Origin of the sequence: Rubrimonas sp., from assembly GCF_036788415.1 — a bacterium.
Lineage (GTDB): Bacteria > Pseudomonadota > Alphaproteobacteria > Rhodobacterales > Rhodobacteraceae > Rubrimonas.
The window spans coordinates 30,213-53,421 of record NZ_DAIQNN010000017.1 but is presented as its reverse complement, the minus strand read 5'-3'; the positions used below and the strand labels follow the sequence as shown (position 1 = coordinate 53,421).

The window sequence follows — 23,209 nt, the reverse complement described above, 5'->3', positions numbered from 1 at the left end:
GAGGTGTTCCTGCATCAGGGCCGCAGCTACAAGGCCTATCGCGGCATGGGCAGCGTCGGCGCGATGGCCCGCGGCTCGGCGGACCGCTACTTCCAGGCGGAAGTCTCGGAGCGGAAATTCGTCCCCGAAGGCGTCGAGGGCCAGGTGCCCTACAAGGGCGCGGCCGGGGCGGTGCTGCACCAGCTGTGCGGCGGCCTGCGCGCGGCGATGGGCTACACCGGGTCGCGCACCCTCGCCGAACTGCGGCGGACGGCGCGTTTCGTGCGCATCACCGGGGCGGGGCTCAGCGAAAGCCATGTCCACGACGTCCAGATCACGCGCGAGCCGCCGAACTATTTGCGTGAGAAGTGACCGGGCCCGGCGGCGCGGTCAGCCGACCTTCGGCGCGCCGAACAGGTCGTCCACGCCGAGCGGGCGCTGCGGCTTCGACATCCGCCAGCGCGAGACCCAGAACAGCCGCTCCTGCGCGCGGGTGACCGCGACATAGGCGAGCCTGCGCCACAGCTCCACCCCGGCCTCCATCCGCCCCGAACGCGCCGCGGCGTAGAGGTCCGGGGCGAAGACCTGGACTTCGGGCCATTGCGAGCCCTGCGCCTTGTGGATCGTGCAGGCGGCGCCGTGCAGGAACACCGCCCCCATCCGCGCGGCCGAAGCGATCAGCGGGTCGGCCTCGTCGGGCGTCTCGATCTTGATGATGGCGGCGGCGTTGACCAGCGGCTCCGGCGCGCCGACCACATGCAGCCGCGCGAAGCCCCCCCGCCGCCCCTCGCCGAGATACACCGCCGGCGCCCCCTTCACGAGGCCGCGGGCTTCGAGGTCGACACGGCTCTTGCGGTGCTTGAGCGGCAGTTCGACCCCGTCGCAGATCAACGGCTCGCCAGGTGCGAGCCGGTCAGACGGAGCGCCATGGGCGGCGCGGAAGGCGGCGATCAGGCGGATGCGGGTGGCGTTGCGCCAGCACAGCATCGGCGCGCGGGTCATCAGATCCGCGTCGGCGCGCGGGGCGAGCGCGACGCGGTCGTCTCGTGCGGCGAGCAGCTCGAGCAGCCGCTCGAAACCTTCGAAGTCGAGCGCGGGGTCCTGCAGCGCGTGGGCGAGGTCGAGGATCGGATTGCCCTCGGCCTGCCGGTGCACGCGGGCGAGGGTGAGCTTTCGCTCGGGCGGCAGCGCGTCGAAGACCATCGCGCCGGATTGGCCGACCGGGGCGAGTTGGGCCGGGTCGCCGAACAGGATGAGCAGGTCGAACAGCTCGCGCAGATCCTCGACCATGCGGTCGTCGAGCATCGAGGCCTCGTCCACCAGTCCGATGTCGAGCGCCTCGTCGCGGCGCGTCCAGCCCTTGATGAAATCCGCGCCCCGCAGCCCGGACGCCGCCAGCGCCGCCGGAACGGAGCCATGCGCCGCAAAGCTCGCGCGGATGCGCGCGAGCATCGCCGCGTCGACGCCCTCGACGACCGGTTCGGGCTGGTCGGGCTCGGTCAGCCAGCGCGCGATCTTCTCGAATTCCGGGTCGTAGACGGGAACGTAGAGCACCCGATGCGCGGTGGTCGCCGGCACGCCGCGGGCGCGCAGCACGCTCGCGGCCTTGTTGGTCGGCGCCAACACCGCGAAGGAGCGGCCGGTCCGCTTGCGGCGCGGCTCGTAATCGGCGGAGACGGCGTCGAGGCCCGAGGCCGCCAGCGCCCGGGCCAGATGGGCGAGCAGTGCGGTCTTGCCGGAACCCGCCTTGCCGAGCACCGCGACTGTCTCGGCGGGCCCGCTTTCGCCCGGCTCTCGCGGCGCGGCTGCGGCGCCGAGGGCTGCGCCATGGGCGCTCAGCACCTCCGACAGCGCCGCGAGCGCCGCGCTCTGGTCTTCGGAGAAGCCCGCCGCGAGATCGGGGTCGGCGGCGGCGGGATCGGTCATGGCGGGCGCGGGTCCTCACGGGCGGTCGCAGCATCCGCGTTCCGCCGCCATTCGTCCAGAGCGCGCGGACCGCGGGCGCTCCGGTGCGCGCGACCGCGCCGGAGCGCCGCGCTCATTTCAAGAGCAGCCCGATGGAGTCGAGCTCGGCGTCGAGCACGCGGGCCTGCGCCTGCTGCGAGGCCTGGAGATTGGCCGTCGCCAGCACCAGCGCTTCGGCGTCGTTGCTTGCGCGCGGCGCGCTGGCGACGGTCGGCAGCTTCGGCGGCGCGCCCTTGGCGGTCCTCGGCTGCACGACTTTCGGCTGATAGCGGGCGACCCGCGGCGCGACGCGGTCCTTGTCGATCTGCCGGCTCTGGGCGTAGGCGTCGGTGTAGATGCTGTTGCCGTCTGCGAAATCGCCCACGACCGTCTCGATCAGCTTGCGGTCGTCGTCCATCCAGCGGCGGATCGTGGCGAGCTGCGCGGCCTCGGCCTCGCCCCTCGCCCCACCCTGAACGCGCTTGCGCAGATCGGCCAACTGATTCAGGCGGCACTGGTTGAGCCTTGTGACGGCGCTCGCCACAGAGCCGACGTCGTTCTTCGCGGCGCGGATGTCGCCGTCGATGGCGCGGCGCAGATCGGCCTGGTTCTGATATTTCTGCTGCTGGTTGTTGTAGTAGGACACCGCCGCGCCCGCGAGCGCGCCGGTCGCCGCCCCGATCAGAAGACCGGCGAGCAGGTTGCCGCGCGCCGCCCCGATGGCGGCGCCCGCCGCTGCGCCGGCCGCCGCGCCGCCTGCGACGTTGACCTTGAAGCGCTCGTTGTATTGCTCGACGATCGCGGCGAGCGGCGCGCGGTTGGGGGCGCAGGTGTCGGCCACGTCGTTGACCGGCACGGTCGCGCAGCCCTGCAGCGTCATCGAGACGGCGAGTAGAGCGGCCAGCCCGCCGCGCAGGGCGCGCGACACAGCGCAGGGAAATGTCGTCGGTTTCAGGACGGCGTCCATGGTCAGATGTCCTCGTCAGGTTTGGAGGCGGAGGGAGGGGCGATCGGGGCTTCGGGGGCGGCGCGGCGGCGCAGGCGCTCCTCCCGGAAGGCGTAGCTGTCGTCCACTTCGCGCCGCCAGCGCATCGCGGCCTCGGCGTCGAGCGCGCCGTCGCGGTTCATTTCCTCGACATGCGCGCGCAGTATCGGCATCAGCTCGCCCAGCCGCGACAGCCGGCGGTCGCGCAGATCGGCTTCGAGGTCGCCGCCGACGCGGCGCAGCCGCGGCCAGAGGTCGGAGGCGAGTTCGGCGACGATGGCGAGATAGGCCTCGAACTCCTCGTCCACGATCCGCCCGACTTCGATGCGGCGTGTCTCCAGCACGTTGAGCCGGGCTTCGAGCGGCGCGCGCTCGGGGTCGGTCGGGCTGAACTCGCGCAGGGCGGCGCGCACGCGGTCGATCTCGGTCATCGCGACCAGCACGGTGCGCCCGCGCAGACGCAGCCCTTCGGCGATGGCGAGCGCGGTGACCATGCGCTCGCGCAGCTCGGCTTCTTCGAGCGCGAGCAGGGCGGCTGCGGCCTCTTGCGAGCGCTCCCCCTCCGAGACAGCCTGTCCGGCGAGGAAGCTGGCGCCGAGCAGGACCAGCGCGACGAGCGTTCTGCGGATCATGGACGCGACTCCTTCGCGACGACGGCGCGGATCTCCTCGAGCATCTTCAGGCGGGCGTCGCGGCTGGAATCGGCTTCGACGATCCAGCCGTCGCGCAGCGCCTTGGTGACCGCGCCGGTCCGGGCGGCGACCGCGACATGGTCGGCGGCGCGCGCCAGCGCCGTGGAGATCGCCGCGCTGTCGAGCAGGCGCACCCGCGCCGCCGCGGCTTCGGCGGCCTGCGCGCGGTCCTGCGCCTGCGCTGCGACGATGGCCGAGACGATCTCGACGTAAGACGCGAAGACGCTGTCGATCTCGCGTCCGCGCGCCTCGATGTCGCGCTCGAAATCTGGCCAGCGGGCGATCAGGCTGCGGAAGCCCTCCGGGCTGATCACTTCGGGGTTGGTGAGGCGGGAGTGGATGGCGACGAGCGCCGTGTTGACATTGGCGCCGGTCCGGTCGACGCCGACCAGCAGGCTCGCGGCGGTGATGAAGCGCTCGCGCAGCGCGTCGCGCTCGGCCTGCACGCGGGCGGCCAGCGTCTCCGCGACGAGCTGGCGCGCCTCGCGCAGCAGGTCCTGGGCTGCGGAGGGCAGGTCGTCGCGGGTGGCGCGGGCGACGAAGCTCTCCATCGCCGCGAGCGTCGCAGCGCCCCCCTGTCCGCCGTCGCCGAGCGCCCCGAGGGCGGCGTCGATGGCGGCGTAAAGCTCGTCATTGGCGAGCCCGGTCGCATAGGGCCGCGCGTGGTCGAAGCCGCCGACGAAGAACGGCGCCGAGATCGCGAAGCGCGCGCCGGCGGCGCCGGAGCGGATCGCGCCCTCGGGGCCGAACAGCGTCGCCTCCTGCCGATAGCCGAGCCCGATCAGCGCGTCGTCCGTCAGGGTCGAGCCGCCGCGAAGGGTCGCGCCGCCAAGCTGGCCCTTGGCGCCGTCGGGGCGGATCGGGCGGAACAGGTCGAGCACAAGCTCCTCGGCGTTGCCGAGCACGTCGTGCAGCCCCAGCGCGTTCGGAGCGCGCTTGCCGACGCCCGAGACGTAGACGCCCGGCTCGAAGCCTTCGAGCTGGGCGACTTCGGACAGTTCCGGCTCCACTGTCGCGCCGTCGCGCTGGATGGGATAGACGGCCCGCGCCAGCGCCTCGCGGCTGACCCCGTCAGCCCCGCCGCGCGCGGCGTACTCCCATTCCGCGTCGCTCGGAAGCCGCAGGAACCCGGTCGCGCCGGCGCTCCAGGGCAGGAGCGGGCGGGCGCCGTCGGCGACCAGCAGCGCGTCGATGCCGAGCAGCCATTCGGTGTAGGCGCGCGCGAAGGCGTGGGCGTCGAACCAGGTGATCCCGGTGGCGGGGAGCACGTTGATCGGACGGACATTTTCGCGCAGCCAGCTGAGATGCGCGGCGCAGGCGGGGCTTTCGGGGTCGAGCGCCTCCAGCCCCAGCGCGAACAGGCCCTCCGTGAACAGTCGCCATTGCGGGGCGGTCGTCTCGTATTTGGCGATGTAGTAATGGCTGGAGAATTTCTCCCCGTCGCCGCTGAAGAAGGCCCCGCTGAGCGGTTCGGCGCGCGGCGCCGAGGTCGCGCGCCCGAGCGCCGCGCGTTCCGCCGCGTTGGCGTCGCCGAGAAACACCGTGCGGTGGTCGAGGATGTCGCGGACGCCGACGTCGACGCGGCGGAACATCATCTGGTGGCCGCAGGGCATCGGCAGCGCCAGCTCGGCAGGCGCGTCGGCGGCGCTGGCGACCGGCGCGCAGTCGGGCGGCGGCGCGTCGCGCCCGCGGGAGGGGTCGGCGAGGGCGGCGACGTAAGGCGCGGGGTCGTCATAGTGGCAGAGGGGGACGCCCTGCGCATGGGCGGAGAGAGGGGCGGCAGCGAGCGCCGCCGCCGCGAGGGCCAGCGCGGCGAGGCGTCTAGACATGGCGAAGCTCCCTCGACGGCGCTACCAGGAAGGCCTGGCGCGCGGCGAACAGGCTGGCGAGCGCGGCGAGCGCCGCCGCGCCCGCCACGATCCGAAGAACATCGGCGGCGGGGAGGCGAAGCAGCGAGCCGCGCGTCTGCACGACGTCGGCGAACAGAGCCCCCAGCATCGGGTCCATCGCGGCGAACAGGCCGAGCGCGGCCAGCGCGCCGAGCGTGGCGAGCGCCGCGCCCTGCAGCACCGGGAACAGCATCAGCGAGGCGCCGCGATAGCCGATCAGCCGCAGCACCGCGAGCGTCTGGCGCTTGCGCGCGACATTGGCGAGCTGGTTGAGCGCCACCGCCGCCGAGAAGCCCGCCAGCGTCAGCCCCAGCAGCGCGCGGAACACCAGATCCAGATCGGCGTCGATGCGGCGGACCTGCGCGATGCGGTCGGCGGCGCTCTCGATCTCGAGCCCCTGCGCGCGCAGCTTCAGCCGCAGCGGCTCGACCTCGTCGAGCCCTTTGGCGTAGAGGCGAAAATCGGCGAAGCTGTCGTCGAGCGGGTCGTTTCCCGGCCAGCCGTAGCGCTCGACCCGCTGCCATTCGCGGTAATCCTCGGCCGCGACGATCAGATGGAGCGGCACATAGGCGAGGGCGCGCGAGGCGGCCTCGGCCGGCAGGACGCCCGCGACGGCTACCTCCAGCCGCACGGCCTCGCGGCGCGAGCCGTCGGTGCGCGTCACGATGGCCTGCGCAGTCGCGGGGACCGCGTCGCCGGCGATGCGCAGAGTCTCGGCGGCAAGCGCCGAGAGGACGACCGCCTCGCCCTCCGGCGGCGCGAGGCCGGCGCGCGCCAGAACCGGATCGCCCGGCCCGGTCGGCAGAAGCGACACCTCCACCGGCTCGGCCTCCGGGTCGGCGGGATTGCGGAGGAGGATCGCGGCGACCGTGCCGCGCGTCATCGGCGAGAGAAAGCCGGTCTCGGGTTGCGCCGCGAGGGCGGCGAACCAGTCCGCGTCGAAGCGCGCCGCGCCGCCGCCGCGCAAGGTCAGCTCCAGATTGCGCGGATCGGAGGCGAGCGCGGCCCGCAGCGTGTCCACCACGCCCAGCTTGAGCCCGTAGAGGATCACCAGCGGCGCCAGCGCCACGGCGACCCCGAGCGCCGCGACGCCCGACAGCCGCCAGTCGAAGGCCAGATCGCGCAGCGCGATCCGCCAGATGGGCGTGGGGCCCTTCGCCTGTTCCCCCGGCCCCGTCACGCCGCCTGCCGCGCGAAATCTGCGACGGTCGCGGCGTCGTCGCGGCTGAGCGTCGCCGAAAGCCGCGCGAAGCCGCGCCGCGCCACCAGCGCCCAGTCGTGATTGGCCATCAGCACGGCGGCGCCGCGGTCGCGCGCGGCCTCGACGAACAGGTCGAGCGTCTCTTCGGCGGCCGGCGGGTCGAGCGCGGCGGTCGGCTCGTCGGCCAGCACCAGATCGGGTTCGGCGTAGAGCGCCCGCGCCACGCCGACCCGCTGGCGCTGACCGATGGAGAGCTGGGCGGGGTGGCGCCCCAGCAGATGCGCCACCCCGAGCCGCTCGGCGAGCGCGCCGGCCGGGTCGCCCGCCCCGCCGCCCCGTCGCCCGACCGCCTCGATGTTCTCGCGCACCGTCAGAAAGGGCAGGAGCCCGCCCTGCTGGAGCACATAGCCGAGCCGCGACCGCCGCACCGGCGCCAGCCCGTCGACATCGCCGGCGGAGAGCCGCGCGGCGAGGTCGAGCGTCGCGCCGTCGGCCCCGCGCAGCAGATAGCGCCGTAGCGCCGTTGGGCGCAGGATCAGCCCTAACAGGTCGAGCAGCGTGCTCTTGCCGCAGCCGCTCGGGCCGACCAGCGCGACCATCTCGCCGCGCGCGATGCTGAGATGCGCCAGCCGCAGCTCGAAGGCCCGCTCGCCGGACGCGGCGGGCGGGTGGCGGAAGGCGAGGCCTTCGATCTCGAGGGCGGGCGCGGGCATCGGCGGCGGGCCTTACGGCAACAGGTCGAGCGACAGCGGATAGGCGTCGAGCCCCCGGTCGCCGGCGCCGAGGTCGATCCAGCCGGTGCGCTCCTGCGCGATCTCGCGATAGGCGACGAGCTTGCTCTGCAGCGCGTCGATGGTCTCGCGCTGCTGGCCGCCCGCCATCGCCGCCCATTGCGCGCGGTCGAGCGTCAGGATCGCCGAGCGGTAGGGAAGGGCCTGCAGGAAGCTCGGCAGCAGGTCGCCGGCGCGCTTCACGTCGCCGCTCTGGGCGCCCTCCACCGAAGTCTCCGCCGCGATGGCCTGCATCGCGTCGAAGAAGTCGCCGCCGGCGGTCTCCTTGCGCAGATAGGCGTCGAGGATGGTCTCGACGCCCTTGCTGAGGGCGGCGATCTGGTTGCGGGTCAGGAAGGCCTCGACGCCCAGCGCCTCGAGCGCGGGGTCGGCGAGGTCGCGGTCGGACGCCCAGGCGCGGTAGAACCGCGGCGCCTCCTGCCCGCGGTCGGCGCCGAGATATTCGAGCTGCGCGCGGAACACCTCGTTGACCAGCACCGAGCCGAGCGCGCTGTCGCCCTGCGGCTCCTCGACGCGCTCGACGGGGCGGCTGCGGCCCAGTTGCTCGACGGCGGCGATAAGCCCCTGCTGGAAGCTCGTGATCTGGTCCATGAAGGCGTCGGGCTCGCGGGTGTCGATCGGCAGATACTTGTCGAGACCGCGGTCGCCGGTGCGCGCGACCTCGCGATAGACGCGCAGCGCCTCGCCTACATTGCCGACGCGCTCGGCTTCCGAGGTGATCAGATGCATCACCGTGATCGCGGCGTTGAGGCGGTTCGCGTCTTCGACGATGTTGAGCGGACCGTAGCCGGGATAGGCGGCGAGCGCGTCGGCGGCGGGGCGGGGGCCCGCGTCGGAGATCAGGACGACGAGCCGCGCGTCGAAGGGCGTCCAGTCCAGCTCGTTGAGGGCGACATGCAGGCCCGCGAAGGCGTCCTCGTTGAAGCCCTGGGTCGAGCCGCGCGCGGGCGTCATCAGCTCGAAATTGCGCAGCATCGCCTGCGGCGAGGCGTTCGGGTCGAGCGGCTGGAACACCCGCGTCACATACTCGATCCGGTCGCCCGCCTCGACATTGTCGCGATAGCCGACGAGCCCGAAGGAGAACTTGTCGAGCGCCCCCGCCTGCTCCAGCGCCCCGAGCGTCGAGCCGACGATGGCGCGGGTCAGCTCGATATAGGGGCCCATCGTCACGGTCGTGTCGATCACGAAGGCGACGCCGATCTTCATCTGCCGCAGCGCCCCGGCCCGGCGCGGCGCGCCGAGATCCTCGACCTCGCGCACGTCGGTCTGCACGGTCGCGTCGGGGGCGAGGTTGAGGCCGGCGACCTCGAGCAGCCGGATCGGCTCGCCGAGCGCCGTCAGCGCGCGGTGATGGTCGAGAACCGGCATGAGGTAGGGGCGGGCGCCGTCCACGCCCAGAGCTGGCTCGATGGCGGTCAGATAGTCGCCGTCATGCTGGCCGGACTCGATCTCCTCATACATCGCCGCGACTTCCTGGGCGACGAAGCTGTCCTCGTTGAGCGCCTGCAAATCGTTGCGGCGCTTGAAGAACAGCACGCGCCCGCGCTTGCCCTTGGGCGCGTAGCGCATCACCAGCATGGTCTTCCAGTCCTCGACCGCCTCGGCCGGGGCCCAGCCCTCGACGCCGCCGAAGGCGTCTCGGCCGAGCTGCACCCAGCGCGCGCCGCCGATCTCGCGTTCGGCGTAGACGTGGTAGACGGTGAAGGCCGGGACTTCGTCGCCCGGGCCTTGCGCGCCCGGTTCGGGCGAAAGCCGCGCGCCGGGCAGCGAGAGGACGCGGCGATAGAGGTCGGGCAGGTCCTCGCGGGTCAGGGGCGTGGCGCCGCCTGCGGTCGCCGGGGCGGTCGCGCGATCCGATGCGAGGGCGACGGGCGCGGCGGGCGCAGCCTGGGGCGCGGCCTCGGGCGCGGCGCGCGCCGCAGGCGCCGCGCCCGAGCAGTCGGCGGAGAAGCCGAACTTCTCGCGCTCGCTCGGCGGGCGGATCGCCTCGCAGGAGAGCGGTCCCGCGCCGGGATTGAACGGATTGACGAAAGGCGGAAGGTCCGCCCGCCAGCCAGACGGCTGCGCCGCAGCCGGGACCGCCGTCGCGAGCGTCGCGAGAACAAGCGCCGCCGCGGCGCAGCGCCGGAACGACCTCGGCTGGGGGAGTGCGCGCATGGTCAGTTTCCTTCGTAGCGGGTCTTGAGGCTCTGGAACTCGGCTTCGAATCGCGCGCCGCGCGCCGGATCGGCGACCCGGCGGGGCAGGCCGAGCTGGTCGGGCGCGCCATAGGCGAAGGCGAGCAGCATCTTCACCAGCGGCACCGGCTTGTCGGCTGCGGTCTCCAGCAGGCCGAGCGCGTGCAGCGGGTCGGCGCGGAACTGGCTCTGGCCGGTTTCTTGGGGCCAGAAATGGCCGACGGCGAGCAGGATGGTGGCCTCGACCACGCCGCGCCGATGCGCCTCCTCGAGCAGCTGCGTGCCGCGTTCGAACAACTCCCAGGGCAGGCCGCTGCTGACCGCGCGCGTGTATTTTCCGGCGAAGAACATCGCCACCGGGTCGCCGCGATTGGCGGCCTCGGCGAACAGGCCTAGCCAGGCGCCGCGCGTCTGGCCGTAGTCGCGGTCGTCGATCTGCTCCAGCAGGAATGCGTAGCGGGTCGCGACGTCGGGATCGACGCGCCCTTGCGTCACCACCGCGTCGCAGAGCTGCACGATCTGCGAGACGTTCATACGCCGGATGCGCTGGCGCGTGCGGATTTCCTGCGTCTGCAGGAAATCGCTTCCGAATTCGGTGGCGCGGGCGACGCCGTAGAGCTCGAGCGGGTCGAAATCGAGCGCTTCGGCGCAGGCGGCGCGCGGATCGGCTGGGGGCTCGGGAGCCTTGGGCGCGAGCAAGCCGATCTTGCGGCGGATCTCCGCCAGCGGGCGCGCCGCGGCCTCGACGCCCTCGCGCAGCGCCGCGGCGAGCAGCGCCTCGGCGCGGCGCATCTGCTCCTCCCCCTCGGCCTCCTCGGCGAGGGCTTCGCCGAGGGCGAGCTTGCCCTGCGCCCCGACCGGCCCCTCGGCGGACGCGGCGCGCTCCAGCATCCGCCGCGCCGCCTGCGGATCGGAGGGGACGCCGATCCCTTCGGCGAGAAGCGTGGCATAGAGCAACTGCGCGAGCGTCAGGCCCCGCTCGGCGGCGGCGCGCACGAAGCCCGCCCCGTCGCGCGCCCCGCCCGGCGCGCGCCCCTGCAGGATCGCAAGGCCCAGCCCATATTCGGCGATGGCGTAGCCCTGACGCGCCGCCTCGCGGTAATAGGCGTCGAAGCCGGGCTGTTCGGCGAGGTCGAGCGTGCGCCCGTATTGATAGAGCGTCCGCGCCTCGACTTTCTCCGCCTGCAGCGCTTCGGCGCAGGCGGCGCGGGCGCGGTCGAGCGCGCCGGGCGCGCCCAGCGCCTCGACGGCGACGCCGGGGGCGGCGGCCTGCGGGTCGTCGGGATTGGCGGCGAGCCGGTCGCACTGGCGAGACTGCTCGGCGACGCGCGCATCTCGCCGCGCCCGCTCCGCCTCCGCCGCGCGGCAGGACTCGGCGTTCTCGGCGCCGGCGCACCAGTCGCGCAGGAACATCCGCAGCGCGGCCGGACCGGGTTCGGAGACCGCCTCGCGCAACCTGCGCGCGCGGCGCTGATCGGCGAGCGCGGCGAGCCCGAAGGCTTCGAGGGCCGAGGGTCCCTCGCCCTGCGGCGGGCGCGCCCCGGTCTCGGCGGCGGGCGCGGCCCGGCGCGAGAAGACCACGCCGGGGCCGAGCAGCGCGGCCAGTTCGGCGTCGTCGAGCGCTCCGTCGCGGTTCGCGTCGGCGGAGGCCGCGCCGCCGGCGGCCAGCGCGGCGAGCGCCGCTGCGAGCGCTTCCGCGTCGGCCTGCGCCGCGCGCGCGAGCGCGAGCGCGGGGAGCGGCCCTGCGGCGCCGGACCCGCCGGGCCAGTCCGGCGCCGCGTCGACCGCCGCGTCGAGCGCCAGCAGCGCCGAGCGCGGCGGCCCGTCGGAGAGCTGGTCGAGCAGGCCCGCCAGCGGCAGCGCGTCGAGCCCAGTCGCCCCCCCGTTGCGCCCTCCGTCGAGCGCGGTGTCGAGGGCTGCGACCGCCGGGCCGGCCTCGCGCGCCGCCAGCGCTCCACCATACCACAGCAGAACATGGGCGCGGCGCTCGGCGGCGGCGGCGCGCAGGAAGCGCGCCAGCCCATGCTCCAGCGCCACGACGCCGGGGTCGGCGAGCCGGGTCACCGCCCAGCCCCGCGCCGTCAGGGCCGCGGCGACTCTGTCCGCGCGGGCGCCCGCGCCCGGGTCGAGCGCGTCGACCGAGGCGACGAAAGCGGCGCAGCCGACGCAGCGCGCGGCGACCGCAGGGTCGAGCATCGAGACTTCGGCGCTGCGCGCGACGGGCGCGGCGCAGACGAGCCCGAGCGCGAGCGCCGGCGCGAGGGCCAGCGCCCCGCCCCCCGCGCGCGCGCGCAGCCCCGCCCTGACGCCGCGCGCCGCCGTCACTGCGAAGCGCCCAGCGAATCGCCGATGTTGCGGGCGCCGGAAGCCGGCGCCGACGCCGCGGGCGGCGTCGGCGCTGCGGCGGCCGGGGGCTGGGCGGCGGCCGCGCCGGCGGTCGCCGCCGCGGCGGCTGCGCGCGCGGCCGCGCCGGCGGCGCTCGCGGCGGGGGTCGCCCCGGAGGCGGGCCGCGCAGGCGCCGTCAGCGCCGTCTCGATCGCGCTCTGCATCTCGTAGCACAGCGTGATCGACGCGCCGTCCCAGAAGGCGTTGGCGAAGCCGCATTCGCGCCCGACGATCGGGATCTCCTGCGGCAGTCCGAAGATCGCCCCCGCCTCGCCGGCGAGCGATTCGAGGAACCGCGTCTGCCGCCACACCTGCGCCACCGCCTCGGCGCTGTCGCTCTGGGCGGGCGCGTAGAACACCTGAAGGCCCGCCTGATCGGGGTTCTGCGGCGAACGCAGATGCGGCGACAGGATGTCGATCCAGCGCCCTTCCTTCTCGGCGTACTCGACTTCGCATTTGCGCGCGCGGGTCTGCGGCACGCCGAACTCGGTCATCAGCGGGTAGAAGCGACCGGGGTCGCTGCCGTGCAGCAGGCACAGGATGGCGTAGAAGCGGCGCTCGTCTGGCGGATGCTCGCCCCAATGGGCGAAGGCGCCGCGGCGCCCCTCGCCCGCGGCCTTCCAGAACCGCGCCGTGGAGAACAGCGCCTCGATCTGACGGTCGTCGCCGCGCCCGGTCAGGATGAGCATGTAGGTGGCGAACTCGTCGACCACGTCTTCCTCCGGCCCGACGACGCCGAGGCCGAGCACGTCGATCAGCCCGTGGCCGAGTTCGTGATAGAAGATCGTGCGCAGCGCGCCGAAGCTCGCGCCGGTCAGCGGCGGCGCCTCGGCCTGCGCGCTTGCGGAGACCGGCGCGAGCAGCGCGGCGGACAGACAGAGCGCGGCGGCCGAGCGGACGGCGCCGCGCAGGCGGGTCGGCAGGCGGTCGGGAAAGCGCGTCATGGCCGGGGTCCTCCCTTCGGGGGCGTTTCAGCGCCGGCCCGGAGCGCCGGGGCGGCGGGTCTGATCTGCGGGGTCGGCGATTCCGGTCCAGCCCCCGCCATTGCAGACGATGGATGCGACAGGCGCGAAACCGCGCCGAGGCTGGAGGACCGAAGAATGAAACTTCCGATCATCGCCCTGGCGGCCCTGCTGAGCGCCAGCGCCGCCTTCGCCGCCCCCGCCGCGGTCGACCTAGAGGACGCCGGCGCCTCGGCGGCGCGCTTCGGGGCCGTGGCGCGCGTTCTGGCGTCGTCGAAGGCGAAAGCCGACCCGTCGGTCATGCTGGCGCAGACGCCCGCGCCGGTCGAGGAAGCGCCGCTCGGCCCGACGCCCGCCGACGCCAAGCCCGCCGACGCCAAGCCCGCGAACGCCGAACAGGCTGCGGACCGACCCGACGACGCCAAGCCGGGCGCCCGCGCCGCAGATGCGAAAGCCGACGCCAAGGCCGCCGGCGCCGCCGCCGTCGCGAAGGCGCCCGAGCCGAAGTCGCGCCCCATCGTCGTGCGCTGGTGGCCGCATGGCCGCCCGGTTCCGTCATACGGCCAGATGGACGATTTCGCCGGCATCGAGCCGCGGCTCGAAGCCGCGCGCCGCACGCTCGACGACTCGGAGCGTTTCCCGCCGCGTCGGCGCTGAGCGCCGCGCGCGCCTGAGCCCAGCCCGTCGCAGGCGCGCAGCGCCCGCCGAACGCATGCCGCGTCCGGCGGGCGACGCGCATGCGTCGCGCCCGAGGGACGGGAGGGGTCAGGGCAGCAGAGCGTCATCGGTCGCATACCCCTCCGCAATCCGGCCCTGCCCAAGCTCAACCGCAACGCGCAACCAGCGCGAGCCCGGCGCTGCGGCGAGCACCCGCGCGCGCGCGCCGGGCGGCGGCGCGCCGATTTCGGCGAAGGACGGCCCCGGCCCGGCGCGCAGCGGCGGCGGGCTCTCGCCATAGGCCGCCATGCGCGACGCGGGTTGCGGCGCGCGCAGGAAGGCCGCGATCTCCGGCGGCGCGGCGATGGCGAAGCCCTTCTTCGCGCCGCCGGGCCGTTCCGCGAGACCGGCCACGCGGGCCTCGGCGACGAACTGGTCGAGCATCAGCGACCGCGCCGCGGCGAGATCCGCGCCGAAGCGCAGCCCGCGGCCGAATTCGGCGATCACCATGCCCGGCGTCGCGCCCCCCTGTTCCGCGGGCGAGCCCGCAGCCGACCCCAGCACCATGACACCCTCGCCGGGATGGGCGAAATGCCCCGCCTCGATCAGCGCCGCGCGGGTCGGCGGCGCGAGGGCGAGCCCCAGATCGCCCGGCAAGGCCAGCGCCGCCGTCTCGCGCAGCAATCCCAGCGCCTCGGGCTCGATGGCGAAGCCGCGCGCGGCGGCGCGCGCCGCCCATAGATGCGCGCGCAGCGCGTCGAAGGGCGCGTCGCCGCGCGCGGCCTCCAGCGCCATCGCGAAGGCCGCCGCCGGCGGTCCGTCCTCGGCGAGGTGCGCGATCGCCGCCGCTCCGCCCGACGCGTCGCCGCCGAACAGCCGCGGCTGAGCGAGGATCGCCTCCGGCAGCCCGGCTGCGACCGCCTCGGCGACCAGCGCGCGCGCCTCGTCCGGCGCCTCGGCGCGGATCAGCGTCGCGAGCGCGAAGGCGGCGAGCCCCGTCGGGTCCTGCGCCCCGCGCAGCGCGCGGCGCGCGGTCGTCAGATCGCCCTCCGCCGCCGCCGCGGCGGCGACCCGCAGCCGCACGCCGAGCGGCGGGGCCTCCAGATCGAGCGCCTTCGCGCAGGTCTCGCGCCAGCCGCCGAGCGCCGCGCCTTCGAGCGCGCGGGCGAGGAACCGCCCCGGCGCGCCCGCGACGTCGGCGAAGTCGCGCGCCGAGCGCCAGTTCCACGCGCTCCACAGCGCCGCGGGGTCGAAGCCGAGCCGCGCCTCGCAGGCCGACGCCGCCTCGCGTCGCTCCAGCTCCTCCATCGCGGCGAGGTCGAGCAGGCGGGGCGCGATCTCCAGCCCCCGCCGGGTCGCCGCGCGAAGATCGCGCAAACCGACGCCGGCGTCGGTCGCCACCCCTTCGCGCAGCCGGCGCAGCCGGGGATCGTCCGACAGCAGCGCCACGCCGCGCACCGCCCGCGCGAGGGGCAGGCCGGCCTCCGCGGCGAGCCCGATCCAGTGCAGCCCCTGCGCGCCGTCGCCCGGCGACAGCCCGTCCCCCGCCAGCAGCGTGAGCCCGTGGACGAGCTGCGCCGCCGGATCGCCGGCGAAGGCGTGGCCGCGCAGGGCCTCGGCGACGGCGCCGCGCTGCGCGCGGTCGGCGCGCGTTCCCGCCGCGAGATCGACGAGGCCCGCCAGCGTAGCCGCAGCCGCGCCGCCCCCGGCGAGCCGCGCGAGATCCAGCGGGGCCGGAGCGCCGTCGGGCGCGCCGGCCTCTGGCCCCGCGCCGCCGCGCCCCGCCGAGAGCGTTGCGACGCGCAGCGCGCGCTCGGGCGCGTCGGCGCCGGCCCGCGCGCAATCGGCGAGAAGGTCCGACGCGCGCGCAGGGTCGACGCCAGTCGCGCGCGCGATCTGGCCCAGCCAGTCGCGCGCCAAATCGTCGGGCCGATCCACTGCGCCGAGCCTGCCGACAACCGCGACGCCGAGCCCGAGCACGGCTTCGGCGTCGAAAGCCAGACCCGCGTCGCAGCGCCGCGCCGCCGCCCGCCGTTCGCCGCGCCGCACCGCTTCCAGCCGCGCCGCGGCCCAGGCGCCGTCGCGCGCGCCCTGCGGCTGGAGCGCGGCGAACCGTTCGAGCGCCTCGGCCCGCGTCGCGTCGCGCGCGTCGCGATAGGCCTCGCGCCGGTCGGGTCCGCCGCCGGGCGCGGTCTCGTAGCCCTGCCGCAGCGCGAGCACCGGCGCGCCGCCGTCCTCGCCGTAGCCGAAGACGCCTGCGTCGAGCCCGGGCGACAGCCGCGCGAGATCGGCGACCGAGACATAGGCGTCGGGGTCGAAACCTGGGCCGGGATCGCCGCGCAGCGCGTCCGACAGGCGCGTCAACACCGGCTCGCCGGCCCGCCGCGGCCACAGCGCCACCCGCGCCCGCCGCGTGGCGTCGCGCCCGAGCGGCTCGGCGTCGGTCCGCAGCCGCTGCGGAAACACGCTCTGGTTTTCGACCGGCGCGGTGAAGGCGACGACGGCGTGGCGCGCGCGCGCGCGTTCGATCTCGGCGAGCAGGTCGTCCACTGCGGCGTCGTTCCCGGCCTCGACGCGGACGACGTCGCGCCGGCGCTCCTGGCGCAGCGGGCCGTCGACGATCACCAGGAGCAGCGCGTCGCGCGACAGGTCGTTGGCCGCCAGCCAGTCGGCGGCTGCGGTCCGGAAGGGGGGTGGCGCCGTTTCGGGATCGGGATCGGCGAAATCGAGCACGCTCAGCCGGAAGCCCGACGCCTCCAGCCAGGCCGAGAGCTCCGCGCGCGCGTCGCCGCCGCTGCGCGCATCCGCCGCGACGATCAGCAGCGCGCGGCGGAAATCGTAGAGCGGCTCGCGCCCGAGGCTCTCGCCGCGCGGCGAATAGGTCTCGACGTCGAAGCGCTCCTCCGCGGCGCGCGCGCGGTCCGGCGCGGCGAGAGCGGCTGCGGCGAGCGCGGCCGCGAGGGCGAGATATGAGACCTGACGGCGCATCGCTCAGCGCTTGAAGCGGTCGAGCAGCCCGCCCGCGGCCGCAGGGGGCGCGGCGGCGGGGGCTTGCAACGGGGCTTGCGCGGGCTCGGGGGCGGCGGCGGGGGCCGGTTGCGCGTCGTTCGCCGGGAGCGCCGCGGCGGGAGCGGGGACGGCGCCGGCGAGGGCGGCGGGCGCGACGCAGGGGTGGCGCTCCCAGACCGCGACGTCGGCGCCGGGGTCGATCCCCAGCCATTCCTCATGCCCCAGCGCCCGCAGCGCGGCGATCTCGGAGACGAGGACCTCCGCGAGGTCGCCGATGGCCCCGCAGGTCTCCGCGCCCGTGTAGGGATAGCCCACGAGCAGCGCGCGCACGCCGACCGTGGGCGTCGACTGCGTCGTCCAGCCGTAGCTCTCCGCGGCGATGGTCGCGGCGTCGTAGCGCGCGCGCAGCGCCGGGGCGTCGAGCGGCAGGAAGCGGAAGCGGTCCTCCGGCGTCACGCCCAGCGCGAAGACGTTGGCGGGTTGGCCGACCACATGAACCATCGCGTCGATGGTGCCGATGCGCAGCAGCTCGATCGCGTCCTTGGGCGAGACGTTGGACACCGGCTCGACCCGCACGCCGACAGTCCTGAAGATCTGCTCGGCGGTGATGAAGGCGCCGCCGCCATTGCGCCCGACGGCGACCCGCCGCCCCTCGAGCGCGGCGAGATCGGCGATTTCGGGTCGGGCGAGGAGATGGACTTCCTCGACATGCAGCGGCGCCACGACGCGCAGCGACGCGAGAAGGTCGCGCAGCCCGCCGGCGGTCTCGGGATCGGTCGCGGGGTCCTCGGCGCGCGCGCGCAGGAAGTCGAGCACGTCGCTCTGGACGATGCCGAGCTGCACGCCGGGCGTGTGGCGGATCGCCCATGCGTTGGTCAGAGACCCGTCGCTCTCGCGCGTGGCGACCGGCAGGCCGCGCTCGGCGGCGACGCGCGAGATGTCCGCGCCGAGCGCCGCATAGACGCCGTCCGGCTCGCCCACGGCGATGGTCAGCTCGACCGAAGCGGCGGGCGCCGCGGCGACGGCTGCGGCGAAAGCTGCGGCGGCTTGGAGCTGCGGTCGGGGCATCGGATCCACTCCCTTCAGTCGATGTCGCGCGCGGCGCGAAAGCCGGTGTTGGCGGCAGCCGCCTCCGGCGCGCCGTAATGGCGGTTGCCCGCCCGCATCAGGATCGCGTCGCCGTCATAGGCGCCGCCCTTGAGAATGCGCCGTCCGCATCCCCCATGCGCCTCGGGCGCGCAGTCGGAGACCCATTCCCACAGATTGCCGTGCATGTCGTGCAGACCGAACAGATTGGCCGGGCGCGCGCCGCGCGGCTGCGGGCGCTCGAAGCTCGCCGCCGCGCCGCCGATCCCGCCGCAGCTGCGGCAGACGGCGTGCCCGGGCCGCACCACGTCGCCCCAGGCGAACCGGGTGGCGGCGCCGGCGCGGGCGGCGTATTCCCATTCCGCTTCGGTCGGCAGCCGATATGTCGCTCCGGCGACCGTCGACAGCCAGCCGAGATAGGCGCTCGCGTCGTCATGGCTGACGGCGACCGGGGTCTGCGGTCCCGCTTCGCCGCCGGGGCGCGGCGCGCAGGCGCCGGCCTCGACGCAGGCCGCCCAGTCGCCATGGGTGACCTCGCCGACGCCGAGGGCGATCTGGCGCTGGAGCGGCGCGGCGCCGAGCACGGCTTCGTCCGCCTCGCGGCCCGCCTCGTCGAGCGCCGAGCCGACCTGCGCGAGGCCGAACGGCAGGGGAATCATTTCGGGGCAGCGGTCGCAGTCGCGGAATGCGACGCCGGGCCGAAGTTCGACCCGCCGCGGCGCGTCGTCGAGACCGAGGCAGGAATAGGCCGCGTCGCGCCGCAGCGTGGCGAGACGGACCGGCAGGAACCCGCGGCTCTCCGCCCCCTGCACGCCCTGCGCGCCGATCTCGACCAGCAGCGCCGCTCCGTCGTTGAAGCTCGCCAGCACCTGGAATTCGGTTCCGGGCTGGATCGTCTGGAGCAGATCGCCGATCGAGCCGGGCGTGTCGCGCATCGGCAGCGGGCGGGTGCTGGTGCAGGAGACGAAGCCGAACTGCTCGTCGATGTCCAGGCAGGCGCGCGAATCCGCGTCGAGGCTGTCGATGGCGGCGAAGCGCGAAAAGGTGCCGAGTTCGCGCGGGCGGTCGCCGGAGGACTGGTAGACGGTCGCGTTCAGCTGGATGTCGTCGCCGCGCTTCTGGTAGCCCAGCGCGATGAACACCGCGCCGTCGGCCATCGACTGGAGGGCGTCGGGATCCACCTGCAGGCCCAGATAGACCATCTCGCGGCCCAGCGTCGAAACGAGCTCGCGCCGCAGCCCACGCGAGAGCGGCTGGCAGGCGACGCGCACCTGGCTGTCGCGCACCGCGTCGAAGGTCACCGGCGCGCCGCTCGCGCGCAGCTCGTCGCGGCGGCGGCTGAAGAACGCGGCGAGCTCGTCGGAGAGCTCGGCGATGGCCGCGCCCAAGGTCGCCTGCGCCGGCTGGGCGGCGGCGGGGACGCTCCAGAGCGCGCCCGCCGCCGCTGCGGCGAGGAAAGCCGACCGCATCATGCGCGTTGTGGTCGTCGTCATCGCCGCCTCGCCTCCGCGTCTCAGTCGCCGAACAGGCTGCGCGCGCCGCCGCCGACAGCCCCGGGCGCGCCCGAGCTCAGGTTTTCACCCGTCGCAGGGCGCGCCGCCGCAGCGGGGGCGGCCGCCGGCGGCGCCGCTTGCGCCATCGCCTGCTGCGGCAGGTAGAGCGCGGCCTCCGCCGCGATCCGCGGGGCCTCGATCCCCTCGTTGAAGGCGTTCTCCATCCCCGCATGATGCAGCGCGATGATCTTGCGCCCGTCCACCGCGAAGACCGGCGAGCCGCTCGAGCCGCCTTCGGTGTCCGCGAGATAGTGCATGTAGGGCCACTCGCGCTGCACGATCTGCGTGTCCTCGAAGACGATCTCCTTCGATCGGCCCGCCGGGTGCTGGATGATCTTGACCGCCTGAACGCGGTCGAGCGCGGCGGGGTCGATCTCGAACTCCAGCCAGCCGAGCGTCTCGCCGAGCGGGCGGTCCAGCGCGATGATGGCGTAGTCGAGCACGAAATCCTTCTTGAGCACCATCGCCGCGAAGGCCAGCTGCCCTTCGCCGCCGAGCTGACCCTGAACGTAATGGTCCATCACGATGGCGAGCTTCGTCGGGGGGATGGGCATGCCGGTCTCGAGATCGACCACGCAGTGGAAATTGGTGAGAAAAAGGTTCGGCCCGATCAGAGAGCCGCTGCAGAGTGGCGCGTATTTCGACTCCTCGACGTTGAGCCATATCTGGCCGACCATGCGGCTCAGCGCGACGTCGGGGTGGTCCGGCGGCAGATCGGCGACCTTGCGGAAATTGGGGTCGCCCTGGACGACGAAGTCGCCGCCTGCGCCCCCCGCTCTCGGCGCGCGGCCACCCTGTTCGGGCGGCGCGAGGCGGAACTCGCCTTCGGGAAAGAGCGGCGGCGGCGCGAGCGCGGCGCCCGCGAAGGGAACGGGCGGCTGATAGGCGGCCAGTTGGGCGGCGGCGGGGACCGCGCACAGCGCAGTCGCGAAGGCGAGGGCCGTCATGGCTGAAGCGGCGAGGCGCATCGGTCCGGTCTCCTGCAGGTCAGCGGGCGCGGAAGCGCAGATCGGAAAGCTCGGGCGTCTCATACGCGCCGGGCGCGACGCGGCGATGAAACCGCATCTGGTCGAAGAACCACCACTCGGCGGCGACCCAGACGTCGCCGGAGCGGACCTCCATCACCCAGCCCTCGGGGTCGATCTCAAGCGGCGAGAGGATGGCGGTCAGAGGCGCGGCGCGGGTTTCCTCCTCGCCGTGGAAGGCGATGGGCAGCGCCGGCGGGAGAGTCTCGATCACGCCGGGTCCGGCGCGGCGGGCGGGGCGCAGAGCGTCGCCGTCCGGGGCCAGCAGCAGCGCGCCTTCGGAGGCGAGAGCCCATTGAAAGGCGCTCAACGCGGGCGGCGGATCGGCCCGGAAAATCATCTCCGGCGTCTGCGCCGAGGCGGGGGCGCATACGGCCAAAGCGAGTAAAGCTGCGGATGGAAGGCGCATGTCGAAAATCTCCCCCTTTTGCCGGGCGGGGCCGGCTGACGGCCCCGCGGCTTTCGCCCTTGCGTCGCTCAGTTCGGCGCTGCGAGGCAGTCGCCCAGCGTCTGCGCGCCGGCGCCGACGCCGGGCGGGCAGGGCGGCGGCGTGTAGGCGGGCGGGCGCACCCCGGCAGTCGAGGGCGGGCTCGCGACGGGCGGGTTGTAGGGCGGGTCCGACCTGACCACCGTGGCGGGCGGTGGCGTGCGCGGGCGGACGGCGGAGGTCGTCGTCGCCGGCGCGCCGCGCCACACCGCCTCGTCGAGATCCCAGGCGGGGTCGGTGCTCGCGCGGCACAGGATGAAGGCGCCGGCGACCTGTCGCGGCAGCTTCGCCTCGTGCTGGAACGACCCGCAGAGCTCGCCGAAGCGGCGGTCGATCTCCCAGCGGATCAGGTCGATCTCGCCGGAGGTCTTCGTCACCGGGTTGTTCCATGACACCGCAGGTTCGGCGGGCGGCTGGCCGAGCGCCTTCGTCATCGCGGCGTCGATGGCGCGCCGGTCGCTGTTGGGCAGGCGGGCGTCGATGCGGTCTTCGTAGAGGTCCGACAGCGAGAAGCTCTGATCGACGAACTTCGGATCGAGCGCCTGCGTCTTCGGGTCGATCATGCCGTCGCCGGTGCGGGGCATGGGCGGGGTCTGCGCGCAGGCCGAGGCCAGCAGGGCGATCGGAAGGATCGCGAGAGCGGAGCGTTTCATGGGGTCGATCTCCCGACTGGATGGGTCGAAGGCGCAGGGCTGCGGCGCGCGCCTCGCAGGGGCGCGCGCCGCTGCGGCTCACCAGTCGTTGGCGTTCAGCGTCTGGGTCGGGGTCGCCTTGCGCTGCGGCACGCAGGTCACGGCGTAGGTCAGCCCGTCAACGGTCACGCGACCGGGATGGTTGGAGTGCTCCAGCATCTTCTCAAGGTTGCGCTGCAGCTTGCCGGGATTGATCGAGGAGACGTAGGTCATCTCGCACGACGTGCTGCGGCAGGCGTTCGGGCGGTGGTCGATATAGCCCTCGAAGATCACGAGATAGGGCTCGAAATCGGACCGCGTCGCCGGCGAGCATTCCGAGAAGGCGAGGGTGTAGGTGCGCTCGAAGCCGCCGCCGCCGCCCGCGACGGGCGCAGCGCCGCCGCCGTCTCCGACCGGCTGCTGGTTCGCCGCGGGGGACGCCGCCGCCGGAACGAAGAACTGGTCGAGCTTGTCGGCGAGCACGTCGGCGAGCTCGATCCCCATGTCGCGGCCTTCCTCGGAGAGGTTCTCTAGCAGACATTCGCGCGAGCAGCCGACCGGCAGCGTGTAGGTCTTCGGCGAGATCACTTCGAAGCTGCCGAGGAAGCGGCCGGAGCGCGGGTCGAGCGCCCGGCCCGCGAGCCGCATCCGCGCATAGGTGGCGAACTCCTTGGCGTCGGTCGAGGCGAAGGCCTCGTAGGCGATCAGCACGTCGATCGGCGGGCGGGCGACCGAGTTTGCGACGATGATCAGCTCCTGGTCGGTGCGGCGCACGCGGTCGGACGCGGTCATCTCCTGATAGCCCGAGATGCCGACCGCCTGCTCGTCGAACACGCGGTAGCCGCGCCCGTTCATGCGGTCGTTCATGCCCGCGAGCACGTTGCGATGGATGCGGCTGTCGCGGGGGACGGTGTCGCGGTCGCTGTCCTCGACCATGACGAGGACGTTGGGCACGTCCTGGGCGATGGCGGGGCGGGGGGCGGTCGCGCAGCCGAGAAGCGCGAGGGCGGCGGCGCAGAGGGGAATCGCCTTGTGGAACATCGTCGTGTCCTTCCTGTGGCTGGTGACTTCAACTCGTCCAATGTCCGCGCCAGGGCTCGAATTGCGCGCGGGAAAAGGGGGAGCCGCGTCAGCGCCCGGGAGTCTCGCGGCATGATCCCGAGAGTCAACAAGAAGTTCTGGCGCAGCCTGAGCTTAAAAGTGGAATTCGAAATGTATTTTGCGCGTGTAAGGCGAGTCGTCGGGGTCGTCCGCCCAGCGCAACGTCGCCTCGGCGAAGATCGTCGCGCCCCGTTGCGCAGAAAAGATCGCCTCGACGGGGCCTGCGGGGCCTTCGGCGCGCAGCGTCGCGGCGCCGGGCGGGTCGATCGCCACGTCGAGCGCGACGGCCCCCGCCGCCCCGGCGCCCGGAGCGAGGCGGAACGCCGCCCCGCAGAGCGGCGCGTCGAAGGCGTCGCGCGCGATCCGCCGGCCTGGGGGCAGCGGCGTCTCGCGCGGGGCGGGCGGCGGCGCGCCGAAGGAGGCGGCGAGTTCCGGCGCGCGGCAGCCGGCCGGCGCGTCATGGGTGAGCGCGCTGACCAGAAGGGCGCTTTCGGGCGGGGGCTCGCGCGCTTCGGGCGCGATCGGTTCGGGGGCGGTCTGTCCCGGGGCGGTCGGTTCCGACCGCGCATCCGGCGGCGCTTCCGGCGCGGCGTCCGCCGTCGCGCCGAGCGCGGC

18 protein-coding genes and 1 pseudogene are annotated in these 23,209 nt (G+C 74.4%); 2 read left to right on the top strand and 17 right to left on the bottom strand.

All coding sequences use genetic code 11. The features are described from left to right. On the top strand, positions 1-351 hold a 351-nt coding region (locus V7Q31_RS06740), incomplete at its 5' end, for an IMP dehydrogenase (RefSeq protein WP_333832925.1). 18 nt (positions 352-369) lie between these two features. Here V7Q31_RS06740 and V7Q31_RS06735 read toward each other — a convergent pair. From V7Q31_RS06735 to V7Q31_RS06695, 9 genes are all read right to left on the bottom strand, one after another. After that, positions 370-1,905 carry an AAA family ATPase gene (locus V7Q31_RS06735; protein ID WP_333832924.1) on the bottom strand — a complete coding sequence of 512 codons (1,536 nt, stop codon included), beginning with the start codon at positions 1,903-1,905 and terminating at the stop codon, positions 370-372. A gap of 112 nt (positions 1,906-2,017) precedes the next feature. Then, the gene (locus tag V7Q31_RS06730) at positions 2,018-2,890 is read right to left on the bottom strand and encodes a glycine zipper domain-containing protein (protein WP_333832923.1); all 873 of its coding nucleotides are present in this window, start codon (positions 2,888-2,890) and stop codon (positions 2,018-2,020) included. 2 nt (positions 2,891-2,892) lie between these two features. After that, the gene (locus V7Q31_RS06725; protein WP_333832922.1) at positions 2,893-3,540 is read right to left on the bottom strand and encodes a hypothetical protein; all 648 of its coding nucleotides are present in this window, start codon (positions 3,538-3,540) and stop codon (positions 2,893-2,895) included. Continuing rightward, entirely contained in the window at positions 3,537-5,429 is a 1,893-nt protein-coding gene (locus tag V7Q31_RS06720) for an SUMF1/EgtB/PvdO family nonheme iron enzyme (protein ID WP_333832921.1), read from the bottom strand. The genes V7Q31_RS06725 and V7Q31_RS06720 overlap by 4 nt, the downstream gene beginning before the upstream one ends. Further along, positions 5,422-6,669, bottom strand: a complete 1,248-nt coding sequence (locus V7Q31_RS06715; protein WP_333832920.1) for an FtsX-like permease family protein — start codon at positions 6,667-6,669, stop codon at positions 5,422-5,424. Before V7Q31_RS06715 ends, V7Q31_RS06720 begins: the two co-directional genes overlap by 8 nt. After that, positions 6,666-7,403, bottom strand: a complete 738-nt coding sequence (locus V7Q31_RS06710; RefSeq protein WP_333832919.1) for an ABC transporter ATP-binding protein — start codon at positions 7,401-7,403, stop codon at positions 6,666-6,668. The genes V7Q31_RS06715 and V7Q31_RS06710 overlap by 4 nt, the downstream gene beginning before the upstream one ends. Positions 7,404-7,415: 12 nt before the next feature. Further along, the gene (locus V7Q31_RS06705) at positions 7,416-9,638 is read right to left on the bottom strand and encodes a vWA domain-containing protein (RefSeq protein ID WP_333832918.1); all 2,223 of its coding nucleotides are present in this window, start codon (positions 9,636-9,638) and stop codon (positions 7,416-7,418) included. Positions 9,639-9,640: 2 nt separating this feature from the next. Then, complete coding sequence (locus tag V7Q31_RS06700) at positions 9,641-11,983, bottom strand: hypothetical protein (RefSeq protein WP_333832917.1); 2,343 nt, start codon at positions 11,981-11,983, stop codon at positions 9,641-9,643. After that, a complete protein-coding gene (locus V7Q31_RS06695) occupies positions 11,980-12,987 on the bottom strand; it encodes a DUF4344 domain-containing metallopeptidase (RefSeq protein ID WP_333832916.1) in 1,008 nt (335 codons plus the stop codon). The genes V7Q31_RS06700 and V7Q31_RS06695 overlap by 4 nt, the downstream gene beginning before the upstream one ends. Positions 12,988-13,143: 156 nt before the next feature. Between V7Q31_RS06695 and V7Q31_RS06690 the strand changes: the two genes are divergently transcribed. Further along, positions 13,144-13,662 (top strand): hypothetical protein, encoded by a 519-nt coding sequence (locus V7Q31_RS06690; RefSeq protein WP_333832915.1) that lies wholly within the window; start codon positions 13,144-13,146, stop codon positions 13,660-13,662. 108 nt (positions 13,663-13,770) lie between these two features. Here the strand turns inward: V7Q31_RS06690 and V7Q31_RS06685 are convergent, their stop codons facing one another. From V7Q31_RS06685 to V7Q31_RS06650, 8 genes and pseudogenes are all read right to left on the bottom strand, one after another. Continuing rightward, positions 13,771-16,650, bottom strand: coding sequence for a hypothetical protein (locus tag V7Q31_RS06685; protein WP_333832914.1), 2,880 nt, complete (start codon positions 16,648-16,650; stop codon positions 13,771-13,773). A 3-nt stretch (positions 16,651-16,653) separates the two neighbouring features. Next, positions 16,654-17,739, bottom strand: a complete 1,086-nt coding sequence (locus tag V7Q31_RS06680; RefSeq protein WP_333832913.1) for a TAXI family TRAP transporter solute-binding subunit — start codon at positions 17,737-17,739, stop codon at positions 16,654-16,656. Positions 17,740-17,753: 14 nt separating this feature from the next. Continuing rightward, positions 17,754-19,250 (bottom strand): formylglycine-generating enzyme family protein, encoded by a 1,497-nt coding sequence (locus V7Q31_RS06675; protein WP_333832912.1) that lies wholly within the window; start codon positions 19,248-19,250, stop codon positions 17,754-17,756. A gap of 20 nt (positions 19,251-19,270) precedes the next feature. Further along, the gene (locus V7Q31_RS06670; protein ID WP_333832911.1) at positions 19,271-20,278 is read right to left on the bottom strand and encodes a trypsin-like serine peptidase; all 1,008 of its coding nucleotides are present in this window, start codon (positions 20,276-20,278) and stop codon (positions 19,271-19,273) included. Positions 20,279-20,297: 19 nt separating this feature from the next. Next, complete coding sequence (locus tag V7Q31_RS06665) at positions 20,298-20,675, bottom strand: hypothetical protein (RefSeq protein ID WP_333832910.1); 378 nt, start codon at positions 20,673-20,675, stop codon at positions 20,298-20,300. A gap of 137 nt (positions 20,676-20,812) precedes the next feature. Further along, positions 20,813-21,475: a hypothetical protein gene (locus tag V7Q31_RS06660; RefSeq protein ID WP_333832909.1), complete on the bottom strand. Its 663-nt coding sequence runs from the start codon at positions 21,473-21,475 to the stop codon at positions 20,813-20,815. A 78-nt stretch (positions 21,476-21,553) separates the two neighbouring features. After that, entirely contained in the window at positions 21,554-22,534 is a 981-nt protein-coding gene (locus tag V7Q31_RS06655; RefSeq protein WP_333832908.1) for a hypothetical protein, read from the bottom strand. 153 nt (positions 22,535-22,687) lie between these two features. Beyond that, positions 22,688-23,209, bottom strand: a pseudogene (locus tag V7Q31_RS06650) (hypothetical protein); the annotation flags it as partial.

Excerpts from the sequence above, each read along its gene's own strand:
- V7Q31_RS06680 (WP_333832913.1), bottom strand. The coding sequence starts at position 17,739 with ATGCCCCGACCGCAGCTCCAAGCCGCCGCAGCTTTCGCCGCAGCCGTC.
- V7Q31_RS06660 (WP_333832909.1), bottom strand. The coding sequence starts at position 21,475 with ATGAAACGCTCCGCTCTCGCGATCCTTCCGATCGCCCTGCTGGCCTCG.
- V7Q31_RS06685 (WP_333832914.1), bottom strand. The coding sequence starts at position 16,650 with ATGCGCCGTCAGGTCTCATATCTCGCCCTCGCGGCCGCGCTCGCCGCA.
- V7Q31_RS06695 (WP_333832916.1), bottom strand. The coding sequence starts at position 12,987 with ATGACGCGCTTTCCCGACCGCCTGCCGACCCGCCTGCGCGGCGCCGTC.
- V7Q31_RS06670 (WP_333832911.1), bottom strand. The coding sequence starts at position 20,278 with ATGCGCCTCGCCGCTTCAGCCATGACGGCCCTCGCCTTCGCGACTGCG.
- V7Q31_RS06690 (WP_333832915.1), top strand. The coding sequence starts at position 13,144 with ATGAAACTTCCGATCATCGCCCTGGCGGCCCTGCTGAGCGCCAGCGCC.
- V7Q31_RS06720 (WP_333832921.1), bottom strand. The coding sequence starts at position 5,429 with ATGTCTAGACGCCTCGCCGCGCTGGCCCTCGCGGCGGCGGCGCTCGCT.
- V7Q31_RS06735 (WP_333832924.1), bottom strand. The coding sequence starts at position 1,905 with ATGACCGATCCCGCCGCCGCCGACCCCGATCTCGCGGCGGGCTTCTCC.
- V7Q31_RS06705 (WP_333832918.1), bottom strand. The coding sequence starts at position 9,638 with ATGCGCGCACTCCCCCAGCCGAGGTCGTTCCGGCGCTGCGCCGCGGCG.
- V7Q31_RS06655 (WP_333832908.1), bottom strand. The coding sequence starts at position 22,534 with ATGTTCCACAAGGCGATTCCCCTCTGCGCCGCCGCCCTCGCGCTTCTC.
- V7Q31_RS06710 (WP_333832919.1), bottom strand. The coding sequence starts at position 7,403 with ATGCCCGCGCCCGCCCTCGAGATCGAAGGCCTCGCCTTCCGCCACCCG.
- V7Q31_RS06725 (WP_333832922.1), bottom strand. The coding sequence starts at position 3,540 with ATGATCCGCAGAACGCTCGTCGCGCTGGTCCTGCTCGGCGCCAGCTTC.
- V7Q31_RS06665 (WP_333832910.1), bottom strand. The coding sequence starts at position 20,675 with ATGATTTTCCGGGCCGATCCGCCGCCCGCGTTGAGCGCCTTTCAATGG.
- V7Q31_RS06675 (WP_333832912.1), bottom strand. The coding sequence starts at position 19,250 with ATGACGACGACCACAACGCGCATGATGCGGTCGGCTTTCCTCGCCGCA.
- V7Q31_RS06730 (WP_333832923.1), bottom strand. The coding sequence starts at position 2,890 with ATGGACGCCGTCCTGAAACCGACGACATTTCCCTGCGCTGTGTCGCGC.